Annotated in this window: 15 protein-coding genes and 1 rRNA gene; 5 read left to right on the plus strand and 11 right to left on the minus strand. The window is 71.9% G+C overall.

What is annotated here, in order from left to right:
- Window positions 1-153 precede the first annotated feature (153 nt).
- Window positions 154-888, plus strand: coding sequence for a phosphatase PAP2 family protein (locus ACIQI7_RS31855; RefSeq protein ID WP_401116795.1), 735 nt, complete (start codon window positions 154-156; stop codon window positions 886-888).
- 95 nt (window positions 889-983) lie between these two features.
- Here ACIQI7_RS31855 and ACIQI7_RS31860 read toward each other — a convergent pair whose 3' ends face one another.
- Entirely contained in the window at window positions 984-1,175 is a 192-nt protein-coding gene (locus ACIQI7_RS31860; RefSeq protein ID WP_401116797.1) for a hypothetical protein, read from the minus strand.
- A 162-nt stretch (window positions 1,176-1,337) separates the two neighbouring features.
- Here ACIQI7_RS31860 and ACIQI7_RS31865 point away from each other — a divergent pair, with 162 nt between their 5' ends.
- Both ACIQI7_RS31865 and ACIQI7_RS31870 read left to right on the plus strand, forming a co-directional pair.
- The gene (locus ACIQI7_RS31865) at window positions 1,338-2,237 is read left to right on the plus strand and encodes a hypothetical protein (RefSeq protein WP_401116799.1); all 900 of its coding nucleotides are present in this window, start codon (window positions 1,338-1,340) and stop codon (window positions 2,235-2,237) included.
- A gap of 217 nt (window positions 2,238-2,454) precedes the next feature.
- Window positions 2,455-2,643, plus strand: a complete 189-nt coding sequence (locus ACIQI7_RS31870; protein ID WP_401116801.1) for a hypothetical protein — start codon at window positions 2,455-2,457, stop codon at window positions 2,641-2,643.
- Between the two features lie 64 nt (window positions 2,644-2,707).
- Here ACIQI7_RS31870 and ACIQI7_RS31875 read toward each other — a convergent pair whose 3' ends face one another.
- Window positions 2,708-3,076, minus strand: coding sequence for a metal-sensitive transcriptional regulator (locus ACIQI7_RS31875; protein ID WP_401116803.1), 369 nt, complete (start codon window positions 3,074-3,076; stop codon window positions 2,708-2,710).
- A 360-nt stretch (window positions 3,077-3,436) separates the two neighbouring features.
- Here ACIQI7_RS31875 and ACIQI7_RS31880 point away from each other — a divergent pair, with 360 nt between their 5' ends.
- Both ACIQI7_RS31880 and ACIQI7_RS31885 read left to right on the plus strand, forming a co-directional pair.
- A complete protein-coding gene (locus tag ACIQI7_RS31880; RefSeq protein WP_030059626.1) occupies window positions 3,437-4,057 on the plus strand; it encodes a DUF47 domain-containing protein in 621 nt (206 codons plus the stop codon).
- A 5-nt stretch (window positions 4,058-4,062) separates the two neighbouring features.
- Window positions 4,063-5,058, plus strand: coding sequence for an anion permease (locus ACIQI7_RS31885; RefSeq protein WP_401116805.1), 996 nt, complete (start codon window positions 4,063-4,065; stop codon window positions 5,056-5,058).
- Between the two features lie 160 nt (window positions 5,059-5,218).
- Here ACIQI7_RS31885 and pstB read toward each other — a convergent pair whose 3' ends face one another.
- The 9 genes from pstB to rrf form a co-directional block, all read right to left on the minus strand.
- Window positions 5,219-5,995 carry a phosphate ABC transporter ATP-binding protein PstB gene (pstB, locus tag ACIQI7_RS31890; protein WP_401116807.1) on the minus strand — a complete coding sequence of 259 codons (777 nt, stop codon included), beginning with the start codon at window positions 5,993-5,995 and terminating at the stop codon, window positions 5,219-5,221.
- A 43-nt stretch (window positions 5,996-6,038) separates the two neighbouring features.
- On the minus strand, window positions 6,039-7,109 hold the full coding sequence (gene pstA, locus ACIQI7_RS31895) for a phosphate ABC transporter permease PstA (protein WP_387760461.1): 1,071 nt from the start codon (window positions 7,107-7,109) through the stop codon (window positions 6,039-6,041).
- The gene (gene pstC / locus ACIQI7_RS31900) at window positions 7,106-8,083 is read right to left on the minus strand and encodes a phosphate ABC transporter permease subunit PstC (RefSeq protein ID WP_387760460.1); all 978 of its coding nucleotides are present in this window, start codon (window positions 8,081-8,083) and stop codon (window positions 7,106-7,108) included. The genes pstA and pstC overlap by 4 nt, the downstream gene beginning before the upstream one ends.
- 151 nt (window positions 8,084-8,234) lie before the next feature.
- A complete protein-coding gene (pstS, locus tag ACIQI7_RS31905) occupies window positions 8,235-9,371 on the minus strand; it encodes a phosphate ABC transporter substrate-binding protein PstS (protein ID WP_401116810.1) in 1,137 nt (378 codons plus the stop codon).
- Between the two features lie 226 nt (window positions 9,372-9,597).
- Entirely contained in the window at window positions 9,598-10,059 is a 462-nt protein-coding gene (locus ACIQI7_RS31910; protein WP_401116837.1) for an NUDIX hydrolase, read from the minus strand.
- A gap of 67 nt (window positions 10,060-10,126) precedes the next feature.
- The gene (locus ACIQI7_RS31915) at window positions 10,127-11,215 is read right to left on the minus strand and encodes a CHAD domain-containing protein (RefSeq protein WP_401116812.1); all 1,089 of its coding nucleotides are present in this window, start codon (window positions 11,213-11,215) and stop codon (window positions 10,127-10,129) included.
- Window positions 11,216-11,336: 121 nt separating this feature from the next.
- Window positions 11,337-13,514: an RNA degradosome polyphosphate kinase gene (locus tag ACIQI7_RS31920; protein WP_401116814.1), complete on the minus strand. Its 2,178-nt coding sequence runs from the start codon at window positions 13,512-13,514 to the stop codon at window positions 11,337-11,339.
- 319 nt (window positions 13,515-13,833) lie between these two features.
- Window positions 13,834-14,796, minus strand: coding sequence for a mycothiol synthase (gene mshD / locus ACIQI7_RS31925; RefSeq protein WP_401116816.1), 963 nt, complete (start codon window positions 14,794-14,796; stop codon window positions 13,834-13,836).
- Between the two features lie 73 nt (window positions 14,797-14,869).
- Window positions 14,870-14,944 (minus strand): 5S ribosomal RNA (gene rrf, locus ACIQI7_RS31930); the annotation flags it as partial.

Consider the following 14,944-nt stretch of genomic DNA (forward strand, 5'->3'; position numbering starts at 1 on the left):
GTGGACGCTGAGTCAAGTTTCGATAACCGCGCGTTTCCGTGGAACGCTGTGCCCCGGAAATGACGTTTCCTCCGGTGGCCCCTCGTCAGCTACCCGCACCGGGCGGGCCCCGGCCACGACGACCAGCTGCAGCGGACCAGAAGGAGGTGCGGCGTGTCGACGCCGCTTGCCGACACGACCAACCCCGACCTCGACCTGCTCTACGCCGTCAACGGCCTGGCCAAGCGCTCCCCGCAGTGGCTGGACCACATGGTCTCGTGGGTCGGCGAGTACGGCATCCTGATCGGCCTGGCGATGCTCGGCCTGGTCGCCTGGCTCCAGGCCAGGCGCCGTCCGGACGCGCCGGTGGCGATGGCCGGGCTGCTCTGGGTCCCGATCTCGGTGGCCCTCGCCGAGCTGGCCAACCTGCCGATCGCCGCGATCGTCGACCGCCCGCGCCCCTTCGTCGACCATCCCGGGCTGCTGGTGCTGGTGGACGGCAAGGCCGGCACCCACTCCTTCGTCAGCGACCACTCGACCATGACCATGGGCGTCGCGGTGGCGCTGTTCCTGGTGAACCGCAGGCTGGGCTGGATCGCCGGCGGGCTGGCGGTCCTCCAGGGCTTCTGCCGGATGTTCATGGGCGTCCACTACCCGACCGACGTGATCGGCGGCTTCGCGCTCGCCGTCGCCGTGGTGCTGCTGCTGGCGCCGATCGCCATGGCGGTGCTGGTGCCGTTCTGCCACGCGCTGAGCCGGACGGCGGTCGCCCCGCTGATCCGGGCGCCCGAGCGCGGCGGCGCGGCCCGTGCCGGGACCGGGACCGGGACCGGTCCGCGCGGCCGTCGGCGCGGGCGCGGGGCGGTGCGGACCGGGGAGCAGCCGCCGGAGTCCGACCTCGCGGCCTGACCTCCCGGCGGCCCCACGGCCCGGAAGGAACCGCCGGGAAAGCCGGAAGGAGCCGCGCAGAAGCCCGGGAGGAGCCGTCCGGAGCCCCCCGGGGCTCAGTCCGGCTCGGCGCCGTTCTCGCCGAGGTGGCCGGCCCCCTCACGGCGGGCCAGGTCGCGCGAGCGGCGGGCCGGGGCGTACCAGCCACAACTGCAGGTCGCGAAGGCGAAGGAGCCGCGCTCGCTGATCGCGAGGCGGTGTTCGGGCATCCGGGCGGTGCCGGGTGCGACCGGCAGCTCACTGTGCACGTGGTTCACCGTAACGCGCCGGACGCCCGCTGCGCGACGCGCCCGGAGCTCCGGTCCCGCGTAACCCCTGGCGCCCCAACTCGTTTGCCCGGAAAGAGCTCTGCCCACCCGGTGGTGGCCGGCGGGGCAGTCGGGCCCGAGGGGGTTCTCGCGAGGATGAAGATGACCGACCAGCAGCGCGCCGGACGGCCGGCACGCCGTCCGGGTCCGCACCTGCGTGCGGCGGCCGGGGCCGCCCTGCTCGCCGCCGCCCTGGCGGCGGGAGCCGCCGGCTGCTCCGGCGGCGCCGGCGGTGGTTCCTCCGACCAGCAGTCGGGCGCCCCCGACCAGCTCGCCGCGGATCCGCTGACGGCGGTGCGCAACGCCGCCGACATCACCGGCCGCACCGGCTCCGCGCGCACCGCGACCGAACTGGTCACCGAGTCCGCGGAGAAGAAGGCCTCGTTCAGCGGCACCGGCGGCTACGACTACGTCAAGCGGGTCGGCCGGCTGGAGATCCAGGTGCCGCCGGGCGCGGCGACCACCGGGAAGATCGTCGAGGTGGTCCTGCCGGGCACCGTCTACCTCCAGAACAGCGGCGCCAAGGTCCCCGAGGGCAAGTGGGTCAAGCTGGACGTGCGCCAGCTACCGGACGGCAACCTGGTCAGCAGCGGAGCCACCGACCCGGCCTCGGCGGCGGGGGCGCTGCGCGGCGCGCAGAAGGCGGAGGCGGTGGGCACCGAGACCGTCGACGGGGTCGCGCTGCACCACTACCGGGGCACCCTGGACCTCGCGAAGGCGGCCGACGCGACGGGCGGCCGGGGCGGTGACGGCCTGCGGATGGGCGGGCAGACCTTCACCGTCAAGGAGGTCCCGTACGACGTCTGGCTGGACGACCAGGGCCGGCTGCACAAGGTGGTCGAGGTGTTCACCTTCGCCGGGGTCGCCGGGTCCAAGGATCCCAAGGACCAGGTGAAGGTGACGTCGACGACCTCGCTGCGGGACTTCGGCCGGCCGGTGGAGGCGGCCGAGCCCGCGGCCTCGGACATCTACCAGGTGAAGCCCACGGAGAGCCCGAAGTAGGGCGGGTCCGACAGGCCCTGGACGGCCGGGGCAGCGCCCCGGCGCCGGGGCGAGACGGGGTGCGGCCGGAGCGGGTGGCCGTCCGGGGAGCGACGGCCACCCGTTTCGGCGGCGCCGAGATGGCCCGTCCGTGCCATGTGGACGGGCCCCGAAGTGCCTAGGCTGGACTCCGGGTGGCTGCCGCCCGGGCTGGCGAGGCACTGAAGGGGTGGTGCAGGTGGTGTCGTCCACGGGCGGCCGCAGCGGCGGCCACGACGACGCGGCCCTCGACGAGATCGATCTGGCCGGCGAGCTGATGATCGCAGCGACGGCCAGCTCCGGCGACCGGCTGCCGACCGAGCGGATCGACGAGGTGCTGCTGGACCGGACCGGACCCGGCCGGGCCGACCGGGAGGCCGACGGCTAACCGGCCCCCGCGACGACGGCTCCGGAGCGGCGGACGGCCGCTGAGCCGCGGACGGCCCGTCGGCTCAGCTGCGCAGCAGGCGGCTGATCGCGGCGGTGGCCTCCGCCACCTTGGCGTCCAGCTCGGCGCCGCCCTCCTCGGCGGCCGCGGCGACGCAGTGCCGCAGGTGCTCCTCCAGCAGGGAGAGCGCGAAGGACTGCAGCGCCTTGGTGCTGGCCGAGACCTGGGTGAGCACGTCGATGCAGTAGACGTCCTCGTCGACCATCCGCTGGAGGCCGCGGACCTGGCCCTCGATCCGGCGCAGCCGCTTGAGGTGGGCGTCCTTCTGCGCGCTGTAGCCGTGCGGGCCGTGGTGCCCCGCCGGAGCGTGGCCGGCCTGCGGGTCGGTCCCCTGCGCGTGCTCCGGCTCGGTGCGCGCTTGCGTCGTGGTCATCGGCCCCGCCTTCGTCTCAGTGCCTGGTGGCTGCGTCGGCCACCAGTGTCCAACACCGGGGCCTTCCGTGGTGTTCCGACGGCCGACCCGGCATGTGCCGCGGGGCCCGGTGGACGGGTGCCCGTCGGTTGAGCCGTCTGAGCGGCGCCCCGCTCTTCCGTGCGCACGACGGGGACAATCCGGGCGAGGTTCCGTCAGACTGGGGTCCCGCGCCCCCACGTGGTGGTGCGCCCGGATCACCCGGTGCGGCAGTCGAACGGAAGGGGAGGTTCCGGCTCCTTCCCCGACACCCCGTTTGCGCGATTGCGCTTGGTTGCACCTAGCATCGTTCAGTCCCTACCCCGCACATCGGAGATTTCCGTGCGTTTTAGCCTGACCCCGAAGGAGACGAGCTTCTACGACATGTTCGCCGCCGCGGCGGAGAACCTCGTCGTCGGATCGAAGCTCCTTTTGGAGCTGCTGGGATCAGACGTGTCGGCCCGTGCGGAGATCGTCGAGCGCATGCGCGCCGCCGAGCACGCCGGGGACGACACCACCCACGCCGTCTTCCACCAGCTGAACTCGTCCTTCATCACGCCCTTCGACCGCGAGGACATCTACAGCCTCGCCTCGTCGCTGGACGACATCATGGACTTCATGGAGGAGGCCGTCGACCTGGTCGTCCTCTACGACATCCAGACCCTGCCGAAGGGCATCGAGCAGCAGATCGAGGTGCTGGCGCGCGCCGCGGAACTCACCGCCGAGGCGATGCCCAACCTGCGCAGCATGTCCAACCTCACCGAGTACTGGATCGAGGTCAACCGGCTGGAGAACCAGGCCGACCAGATCCACCGCAAGCTGCTCGCCCACCTGTTCTCCGGTCAGTACGACGCCATCGAGGTCCTCAAGCTCAAGCAGGTCGTGGACGTCCTTGAGGAGGCGGCGGACGCCTTCGAGCACGTCGCCAACACGGTGGAGACCATCGCCGTCAAGGAGTCCTGACCCTCGTGGACATGGCAGCACTCATCGCCGTCATCGGCGTTGCGTTCTTCTTCACGTACACCAACGGCTTCCACGACTCGGCGAACGCGATCGCCACCTCGGTCTCCACCCGGGCGCTCACCCCCCGGGCGGCGCTGGCGATGGCCGCGGTGATGAACCTGGCCGGCGCGTTCCTCGGCAGCGGGGTGGCGCACACCGTCTCCAAGGGGATCATCGAGACGCCGAGCGGCAACCAGGGGATGGCGATCCTGTTCGCCGCCCTGGTCGGGGCGATCGCCTGGAACCTGGTCACCTGGTACTTCGGCCTCCCGTCCTCCTCCTCGCACGCGCTGTTCGGCGGCATGGTGGGCGCGGCGCTGGCCGGCGGCGTCGACGTGATCTGGAGCGGGGTCCTCGAGAAGATCGTCATCCCGATGATCGTCTCGCCGGTGGTCGGCCTGGTCGGCGGCTTCCTGGTGATGCTGGCGATCCTGTGGATCTTCCGCCGGGCCAACCCGCACCGGGCCAAGCGCAACTTCCGGGTCGCCCAGACCGCCTCGGCCGCCGCGATGGCCCTGGCGCACGGCCTCCAGGACGCCCAGAAGACCATGGGCATCGTGGTCATGGCCCTGACCATCTCCGGCCACCAGGCCGGCAACGGGATCCCGGTCTGGGTGAAGATCTCCTGCGCGACGATGCTCTCGCTGGGCACCTACGCGGGCGGCTGGCGGATCATGCGGACCCTGGGCCGCAAGATCATCGAGCTGGACCCCCCGCAGGGCTTCGCCGCCGAGGCCACCGCCTCGACCGTCATGTACATCACGTCGTTCGTCTTCAAGGCGCCGATCTCGACCACGCACGTGATCACCTCGGCGATCATGGGCGCGGGCGCGACCAAGCGGATCCGCGCGGTGCGCTGGGGCGTCGCGAAGAACATCGTGCTCGGCTGGTTCATCACGATGCCGGCGGCCGCCATCGTCGCAGCGCTGGTGTACTGGTTCGTCCACCTGTTCTGGGGCTGACGCCCCCGCAGGACCGGCGAACGGGCAGGGCCCGCCCCCACATCTCGGGGGCGGGCCCTTTTCCATGTCCCGCGGCGGCACCGCCATGCAGCACCACGGGACAGCTCGCGGTCCGTCACGCTCCTCGGCGCCCGGGGCGCCGCCCGTGACGGGGCCGGGTCTAGCCGAAGCGGCCGGAGATGTAGTCCTCGGTCGCCTGGACCTGCGGGTTCGAGAAGATCCGCTGGGTGTCGTCCAGCTCGATCAGCTTGCCCGGCTGGCCGACGCCGGCCAGGTTGAAGAAGGCGGTGCGGTCGCTGACGCGGGCCGCCTGCTGCATGTTGTGGGTCACGATGACGATGGTGAACTGCTCCTTCAGCTCCCCGATCAGGTCCTCGATGGCGAGGGTCGAGATCGGGTCGAGCGCGGAGCAGGGCTCGTCCATCAGCAGGACCTGGGGCTCGACCGCGATGGCGCGGGCGATGCACAGGCGCTGCTGCTGACCGCCGGAGAGGCCGGCCCCGGGCTTGTTCAGCCGGGTGTGGACCTCCTTCCAGAGGTTGGCGCCCTTCAGCGAGCGCTCCACCACCTCGTCCAGCACGGACTTCTTCTTCACGCCGGCGAGCCGCAGACCGGCGATCACGTTGTCGTAGATCGACATGGTCGGGAACGGGTTCGGGCGCTGGAAGACCATGCCGACCGAGCGGCGCACGGCGACCGGGTCGACGTTGGAGGCGTACAGGTTCTCGTCGTCCAGGAGGACCTTGCCCTCGACCCGGGCGCCCGGGATCACCTCGTGCATCCGGTTGAGGGTCCGCAGGAAGGTGGACTTGCCGCAGCCGGACGGGCCGATGAAGGCCGTGACCGAACGGGGCTCGATGCTCATCGAGATGTCCTCGATGGCCTTGGTGGTGCCGTAGAAGGCCGACAGTCCGCTGACGTCGATGCGCTTGGCCATGATCGTTTGCTTCTCTCGTCTGTCTCGTACGTCAGTCGGTCGCTCAGTGTCCGCCCTTGGGCGAGCGCCAGCGCGCGATGCCCCGGGCGACGAGGTTGAGCCCCATCACGAAGGCGATCAGCACCAGCGCCGCGCCCCAGGCACGGGCGTAGCCGAAGTCGTTGTTGACCTGCGAGTACTGCGTCCAGATGTACATCGGCAGGGACTGCTGCGGTCCGTCGAACGGGTTGTTGTTGATGTAGTCGGCGCCGAACACCAGCATCATCACCGGGGCGGTCTCGCCCGTGATGCGGGCGACCGCGAGCATCACACCGGTGGTGATGCCGCCGATCGCGGTGGGGAGGACGATCCGCAGGATGGTCTTCCACTTCGGCACGCCGAGCGCGTACGAGGCCTCGCGCAGCTCGTTCGGGACGAGCTTCAGCATCTCCTCGGTGGACCGGACCACGACCGGCATCATCAGGATGGCCAGCGCGAGGCTGCCCGAGAAGCCGGAGTAGCCGAAGCCCAGGGCGAGGTTCCAGAGCGAGAGGACGAACAGACCGGCGACGATCGACGGGATGCCCGTCATGACGTCGACGAAGAAGGTGACCGCCTTGGCGAGCCTGCCCCGGCCGTACTCGACCAGGTAGACGGCGGTCAGCAGACCGATCGGGGCGGCCATCGCGGTGGCCAGGCCGACCTGCTCCAGGGTGCCGATCAGCGCGTGGTAGATGCCGCCGCCGGGCCCGGACTGGATCACGCCCTTCATGGAGTGGCCCAGGAAGTTCCCGTCGACCACGTCGATGCCCTGCTGGACGGTGTAGAACGACAGGGCGACCAGCGGCACGACGGCCAGGATGAAGGCGACCCAGACCACCGAGGTGGCGAGCCGGTCCTTGGCCTGCCGGCGGCCCTCGACCCTGGCCGAGAGCGCGTAGCCGACCAGCAGGAAGAGCAGGGCCGAGATCAAGCCCCACTGGAGGTGGCTGGCCAGCCCGCCGGCCAGGCCGATCCCGCAGCCGAGCGCGATCGAACCGGCGGCGACGGCGGCCGGGGCCCACTTGGGCAGGCGGTTGGCGGTCAGCGGACGGCCGACGGGCCGGGCGTCCTCGACGACGGCGGTGACGGTCATGCGTTGGCCCCCGAGTACTCCTTGCGGCGGGCGATGATCATTCGCGCGGCACCGTTCACCAGCAGGGTGATGACGAACAGGACGAGGCCGGAGGCCATCAGCGCGTCGCGGCCGTTGTCACCGGCCTCGTTGAACTTCAGCGCGATGTTCTGCGCGAACGTGCCGCCGCCGGCGTCCAGGATGTGCAGCGACAGGACGTTGCTGGCGGACAGCACCACCGCGACCGCGATGGTCTCGCCGAGCGCGCGGCCGAGGCCGAGCATCGAGGCCGAGATGATGCCGGGGCGGCCGAACGGCAGCACCGCGGTGCGGATCATCTCCCAGCGGGTCGCGCCGAGCGCGAGCGCCGCCTCCTCGTGCATCCGCGGCACCTGGCGGAACACCTCGCGGGAGACCGCGGTGATGATCGGCAGGACCATGATGGCCAGCAGGATGCCGACGGTGAACAGGTTGCGCGGGGTCCCGGTCCTGGTCTGGTCGAAGACGTACGTCCAGCCCAGGTACTCGTTGAGCCAGCTGTTCAGGCCGTCCAGGTGCGGCACCAGGAAGAGCGCGCCCCAGAGGCCGTAGACGATGCTGGGGACGGCGGCGAGCAGGTCGACCAGGTAGGCGAACGGCTGGGCGATCCGGCGCGGAGCGTAGTGCGAGATGAACAGCGCGATCCCGATGGCCACCGGGACGGCGATCGCCATCGCGATGACCGCGCTGACGACGGTGCCGAAGGCCAGCACGGCGATGCCGAAGACGGGCTTCGGGGCGTCCGGCGTCCACTCGAAGCTGGTGAGGAAGTTGCCCTCGTTGGTGCTCAGGGCGAGGACCGACCGCCAGGTCAGGAACGCCGCGATGGCGGCCATGATGACCAGCAGCAGGATGCCCGAGCCCCGGGCGAGGTTCATGAAGATCTTGTCGCCGACCCGGCTGTCGCGCGGCCGGCGTTCCCTGCCTCGCGGGGCGGCAGGGGAGGATGAAGTCATTGGTCTACTCCGGTCTGGTGGTGCCGCCCCGGGAAGGGGGACGGCACCATGGCGGCGGTGCCCCGGACGTGGTGCTGGGTGTGGTGCGTTCCGGTGGGGCGGCCCCGGCCCCCCTCGCTCACGGGGCCACCCCACCGGGGGTCCTGTCGGGTCAGGCCAGGGTGGCGATGACGCCGTTGACCTTGTCGGTCACGGCCTTCGGCAGCGGGACGTAGCCCTTCTCGCCGACGGCCTTCTGGCCCGCGTCACTGGCCGTGTAGGTCAGGAAGGACTTCAGGGTCTCGAGGGTCTCGGCCTTGTTGCCCTTGTCGCAGACGATCTCGTAGGTGATGAGGACCAGCGGGTAGGAGCCCTCTTCCTTGGTCGCGTAGTCGAGCTTCAGCGCGAGGTCGCTGCCGGTGCCGGCGGCCTGGGCCTTGGCGATGGTGGTGGCGGCGTTCTCGGCGGTCGCCGCGACCGGCTTGGAGGCGCCCGTGTTGATCGCGGCGCTCTTCAGGCTGTTGGTCTGGGCGTAGGCCAGCTCGACGTAGCTGATCGAGTTCTTGACCTGCTTCACCTGGGCCGAGACGCCGGCGCTGCCGTTGGCCGACTGGCCGCCCTTGGCCGCCCAGGCCTTGCCGGCCGGGTAGGTCCAGGCGCCGCCGCCGGCGGCGGCGAAGTACTTGGTCAGGTTCTCGGTGGTGCCGGCGTCGTCCGAGCGGTGGAAGGTCTGGATGTCCGCGTCCGGCAGCTTGGCGCCCGGGTTGAGGGCGGCGATCGCCGGGTCGTTCCACTTGGTGATCTGGGAGTCGAAGATCTTGGCGGAGGTCGGGCCGTCCAGGACCAGGTTGTCGACACCGTCGATGTTGTAGACCAGCGAGATCAGACCGCCGACCATCGGCAGGTCGATGCCCTGGCCGCCGGTGCAGACCGCCTTGGAGGCCTCGATCTCGGCGGGCTTCAGGGCCGAGTCGGAGCCGGCGAACTGGATCTTGCCCTGGTTGAACTGCTGGATGCCGGCGCCGGAGCCGCCACCCTGGTAGTTGATCGTGCTGCCGGAGCAGGCGGCGGCGAAGCTGGTCTTCCAGACGTCCATCGCCGCACCCTGCGCGGTGGAACCGGCGGCGATCAGCGAACCGGCCTTGCCACAGTTGATCGCGGCGCCGGCCGCGGTGGAGCCGTTGGTACCGCCGGTCGCGGTCGTGTTGTTGTTGTTGTCCGATCCGCAGGCGGCGAGCGACAGCGAGCTGACGAGCGCCATGGCACCGATCGCGAGGGCCTTGGAGCGGCCGTTCCGCTGGAGCTTCACAGGGGTGTCCCTTTCTGTGGCATTGCCCTCGCACGGGCCGTACGCGTACGGCTCAGCAGGGGTTTTGCTGTGGTCCGGGGCCCGTGCGGCCCTCCGGTGGTCCCGAAGTTAGGCCGGGCAGGTGACACGACAGCCGGTCGCAAGTGAACGGCGAGTGAACCTCGAACGGATGACAGGAAACTACGTCAGGTAGTAACGGTTGCGTCACGGCAAGGGCGCGGGGAGATCACTTCCACCGTTCCTTCACCGGTGCGGCCCCGGCCGCCCGCACCGGTTTCGCCCCCAGGACCGCCAGCAGCGCGTCGACCAGCAGCCGGTCCTGGTCCTGGGTGAGCCGCGCGCGGGCCTTGCCGGCCGGCAGCCACTCCAGCCGGTCCACCTCCCGGTTCGGCCGGAAGGACCCGCTCGACGGCACCGCCGCCCAGTAGCGGACCTCCTTCGGACGGCCCTGCACCCGGTAGTGCTGGGTGGGCAGCTCCGGGCCCAGCAGACAGTGGAAGCCGGTCTCCTCCCGGACCTCGCGCAGCGCCGCGTCGACCGGCCCCTCGCCGGGTTCGAGCTTGCCCTTCGGCAGGCTCCAGTCGTCGTACTTGGGCCGGTGGATCACCGCGATCCGCGGCCGCCCCAGCCGTCCGCCCTTCTTCGGCCGGCCCGGCAGCCACAGCACCGCCCCGGCCGCCAGGATCACCGGGGCGTGCCCCGCCCCGGTGGCGGCCCCCGTCGCCGCCCGGTCGGTGCCCGGGCGCTCGTCCACCTCAGACCGTCCCGGGTGCGGCGGGAAGCCCCCAGGCGTCGGCCGGGACCAGTTCCAGCCAGCCGTCCGGGCCGGACGGCAGCTCGGGCCAGCGGCGGCCGACGGCGTACCGGGCCGACTCCACCTCCAGCCGCTGGTCGGCGTGCACCACGCCCAGCACGTACGCGGTCGCCGGGGTGATCCGCGGGGTCCGCGCCGCGGTGGCGGCGGTGACGGCGGCGTCGGCCGCCTCCTGCTGCCGGGCCAGCACCGCGTCCAGCCCGTCCAGCTCGGAGGACGGGCGGCCGCACACCTCCAGCGCGTACCGGGCCCGCTTCACCAGGATCCGGAGCCGGGCCCAGGGCGCGTCGTCGGCCGCCAGCGCGGTGTCCGCGTCCGTCGCCCCCCGGGACGGCGGCACCGCGCCCAGCCGGCGCAGCCCGTCCCCGCCGTACGGCGTCGCGGCCCGCTGCAGCGGCAGCTGCTGGGCGCCCGCGGACAGCGCGGCGAAGGCGGCGGCGGCCTGCGGCAGCAGCACCGCCGGGGCCCGGCCGCCCGCCGACTCCAGCAGCGGCGCGTCGCCGACCAGCAGGGTCATCCGGTCCGCCAGCGCGTGCAGCCGGGCGGAGCGGAGCTCCTGGAGCACCGTGGAGTGCGCCCTGGTCCGGGCCAGGGTCAGCTGCCGGTCCAGCAGCGCCCGCGCCTTGGGGGCGCCCGCGTGGCCGGCCAGCATGCCCGTCCCGTCCGGGTCGCTGCCGCTCAGCGAGTCCAGCGCGCCCAGCAGCCGGGCCGAGCGGCGGACGTAGCCGGGCTCCAGCGCCAGCAGGTTGAGCAGCCAGCGCAGCTCGGTGCGCGACTCCTGCGCCCAGGTCTGCTCGAAGACCGGGCCGAAGGTGTGCAGCAGCCCGCCGATCCGCCGGACGGCCCGCAGCAGGTCCGAGGTACCGGCCGACGGGACAAGCGCGGCCGTCCCGGGTCTGGCGCCGACCTCGCCCACCGCCAGCGGCAGCGCGCGCAGGAAGGCGCCGGCCTGGGCGGTGAGGTGGCGGGAAAGGATGTCCCCGGCGGTCGCTGTGGCGGCCGCCTGGGCCGTCATCGGCGCTTCGGTCATGGCGTGGTAGATCCCCGTTCCCCCGGGCGGTCCCCGGAGCTGGCGGCCGACCGCCGGAACAGCTGCCCTCGGGCGTCTCGCGGGCCCTCACTGTTCCGGCGGCTTCGCATCGGTGGACGCGTCAGCGCGAGGTGGCGGCCCGACGGCGCTGGCGCGAGTCGATCAGCAGGTCCTGGACGTGTCGCAGCGGCCGCCCCTCGGCGTCCAGCGAGTGGCGGGTCCACGCGCCGTCCGGCCCCAGGTGCCAGGACTCGGTCTCGTCCGACATCCCGAGGTCGATCAGGCCGGACAGCTCGGCGCGGTGCGCCGGATCGGTGATCCGCAGCAGCGCCTCGATCCGCCGGTCCAGGTTGCGGTGCATCATGTCGGCGCTGCCGATCCAGACCTCCGGGTCGCCGCTGTTGCCGAACACGAAGATCCGGGAGTGCTCCAGGAAGCGGCCCAGGATGCTGCGGACCCGGATGTTCTCGCTCAGCCCCGGCACGCCCGGGCGGATCGCGCAGATCCCGCGTACCCAGACGTCCACCGGCACCCCGGCCTGGGAGGCCCGGTACAGCGCGTCGATCACGGCCTCGTCGACGATCGAGTTGACCTTGAGCTTCACGTGGGCCGGACGGCCCGCCCGGTGGTGGGCGATCTCGTTGTGGATCCGCGAGACCAGCCCGTCGCGCAGGCCGCGCGGGGCGGTCAGCAGGCGGCGGTAGGACTCGCGGCGCGAGTAGCCGGAGAGCCGGTTGAACAGGTCCGAGAGGTCCGCGCCGACCTGCGGGTCGGAGGTGAGCAGACCGAGGTCCTCGTACAGCCGGGCCGTCTTCGGGTGGTAGTTGCCGGTGCCGACGTGCGAGTAGCGGCGCAGGGTGTCGCCCTCCTGCCGGACCACCAGCGAGAGCTTGCAGTGCGTCTTCAGCCCGACCAGGCCGTACACCACGTGGCAGCCGGCCTCCTCCAGCTTGCGGGCCCACTTGATGTTGGCCTGCTCGTCGAAGCGCGCCTTGATCTCGACCAGCACCAGCACCTGCTTGCCGGACTCGGCCGCGTCGATCAGCGCGTCGACGATCGGCGAGTCGCCGGAGGTGCGGTACAGGGTCTGCTTGATCGCCAGCACGTCCGGGTCGGCGGCGGCCTGCTCCAGGAAGGCCTGCACCGAGGTGGAGAAGCTGTCGTACGGGTGGTGCAGCAGGACGTCGCGCTCGCGCATCGCGGCGAAGATGTCCGGCTGGGAGGCCGACTCGACGTCGGTCAGCCCGCGGGCCGTGCCGGCCACGAACTTCGGGTACCTGAGCTCCGGACGGTCCAGCTCGGCGATCCCGAACAGCCCGGTCAGGTCCAGCGGCCCGGGCAGCGGGAACACCTCCGCCTCGGTGATGTTCAGCTCCCGCACCAGCAGGTCCAGGATGTACGGGTCGATCGACTCCTCGACCTCCAGCCGCACCGGCGGGCCGAAGCGCCGCCGCATCAGCTCCTTCTCCAGGGCCTTGAGGATGTTCTCGGTGTCGTCCTCCTCCACCTCCAGGTCCTCGTTGCGGGTGACGCGGAAGGCGTGGTGGGCCAGCACCTCCATCCCCGGGAAGAGCTCCTCCAGGTGGGCGCCCATGACGTCCTCCAGCGGGACGTACCGCTGGGGCGAGGCCTCCAGGAAGCGGGCCAGCGACTGCGGCACCTTGACGCGCGCGAAGTGCTTGTGGCCGGAGACCGGGTTGCGCACCACGACGGCCAGGTTGAGCGAGAGCCCCGATATGTACGGGAAGGGGTGCGCCGGGTCGACCGCCAGCGGGGTCAGCACGGGGAAGATCTTCTGCCGGAACAGCGTGTGCAGCCGGGCCTGTTCCTTCTCCGCCAGCTCCGACCAGCGGACCACCTCGATGCCCTCGGCGGCCAGGTCCGGCAGCACCTCCTGCTGGAACGCCGCAGCGTGACGGGCCATCAGCTCGCGCGAGCGGGTCCAGATCAGGTCCAGCACCTCGCGCGGCTGGAGGCCGGAGGCGCTGCGCTGGGCGACTCCGGTGGCGATCCGGCGCTTCAGGCCGGCCACCCGGACCATGAAGAACTCGTCCAGGTTGCTCGCGAAGATCGCCAGGAACTTCGCCCGCTCCAGCAGCGGGATGCCCGAGTCCTCGGCCAGCTCCAGCACGCGCTCGTTGAACGCGAGCCAACTGCGCTCGCGGTCCAGGAAGCGGCCCTGCGGCAGCGCTTCGAACTCCTCCTCGTCCGTGGCCGGCAGCTCCGGCGGGATGCCCAGCGCGCTGGACATCCGGGCCGTGGGCGACAGCGGGGCAGAGACGGGGCGGGGGATGCTCATGGGCTCCAGCTCCTCCAGCAGCGGGACGGCGTCCGGACACGAATGGCTCTGCGGGCCGTCGCCCCCGCTCCGGGTCGCCCCCGGGGACAACACCCACCCTCCGGGCGCGGTCCGTACAGGACCGGCCGGTGCGTGGCGGTCGACTCTGCACGAGCGAGACACTACGGACTTCATCCTGTGATCTTCGCGGCGGCAATTGAATCCACGGTAAACACCGCATGGCCAGGAGGAAAGCTGAGTCGGTCGGGGCAAGGGGCGTCGCCGTCCCGTCCCTCGCCCGTGACCGCCCGGGGGCCCTCCCGGCCGCTCCCCGCGGCGGCTAGGACGGCCGGTCGGCCCGGTACCGGGCCCGGTACATGAGGTCCACCTCGTGAACGGTGAACCCCAGTCGTTCATATACCCGCACAGCGGCCGGATTGTCGGCGTCGACGTAGAGGAGAACGGTGTCCAGTCCGCGCTCGCCGGGGCCGGTGCCGGTCAGGTGGCGCAGACCCGCAGCGGTCAGCGCGCGGCCGAGGCCGCTGCCCTGCTCGGCCGGGTCCACGCCGACCACGTACACCTCGCCGAGCTCGGGCTCGGTGGCGGTGGCCGGATGCACCTTGGTCCAGTGGAAGCCGACCACCCTGCCCTCACGGGTGGCGAGGAAGAAGCCGGCCGGGTCGAACCAGGGCTCGGCGACCCGCTCGGCCAGGTCCTGCTCGGTCCAGCCGCCCTGCTCCGGGTGGTGGGCGAAGGCGAGGGCGTTCAGCCGCAGCCACTCGGCGTCGTCCTCCCCCGGGCGGAAGGTGCGGAGCTCGAAGCCCTCGGGGACGGCCACCGCCTCCGTCTGCCGGCCGGTGCGGCGCATCTGCCGCAGCTCGCGGACCAGCTCGGCACCGTACGCCCCGGCCAGGTGCCGGGCCGCCGGGTGACCCCCGTGCACCCAGAAGTCCACCGCGTCCCGCCCCGCCCGGTGGGCCTGCGCCAGGACGGCGTCCACCAGCGGGCGGGCCAGACCGCGGCCGCGGGCCGCCGGGTCGACCACCAGCTCGGCGGCGGGGTTCGCGGCCGGGTTCTCCGGCACTTCGAGCTGGCCGTAGCCGAGGACGGCGCCGGCTTCGATCTCGACGAGGTGGCGGACCCCCGGTCGCGCTGTCTCCGCGTTCCGCAGCCGGAGCCGGCCCTGCTCGGACACGGCGGCCCGGCCGTCCACGGCTTGGGCCGCCGCCAGAAGACGCAGGGCGCCGTCGCGCTGCTCAGGCCGGAGCACATCGTTCGCAGTGACCGCTGTCTGATCGTCCATGATCCGACGATACGGCACCGGAAAAGCAAAGAACCCCTGATCCGATGGGATCAGGGGTTCTTCAGCAATGATTGTTCGGCGGCGTCCTACTCTCCCACAGGGTCCCCCCTGCAGTACCATCGGCGCTGTAAGGCTTAGCTTCCGGGTT

The organism is Kitasatospora sp. NPDC092039, assembly GCF_044756065.1.
Lineage (GTDB): Bacteria > Actinomycetota > Actinomycetes > Streptomycetales > Streptomycetaceae > Kitasatospora.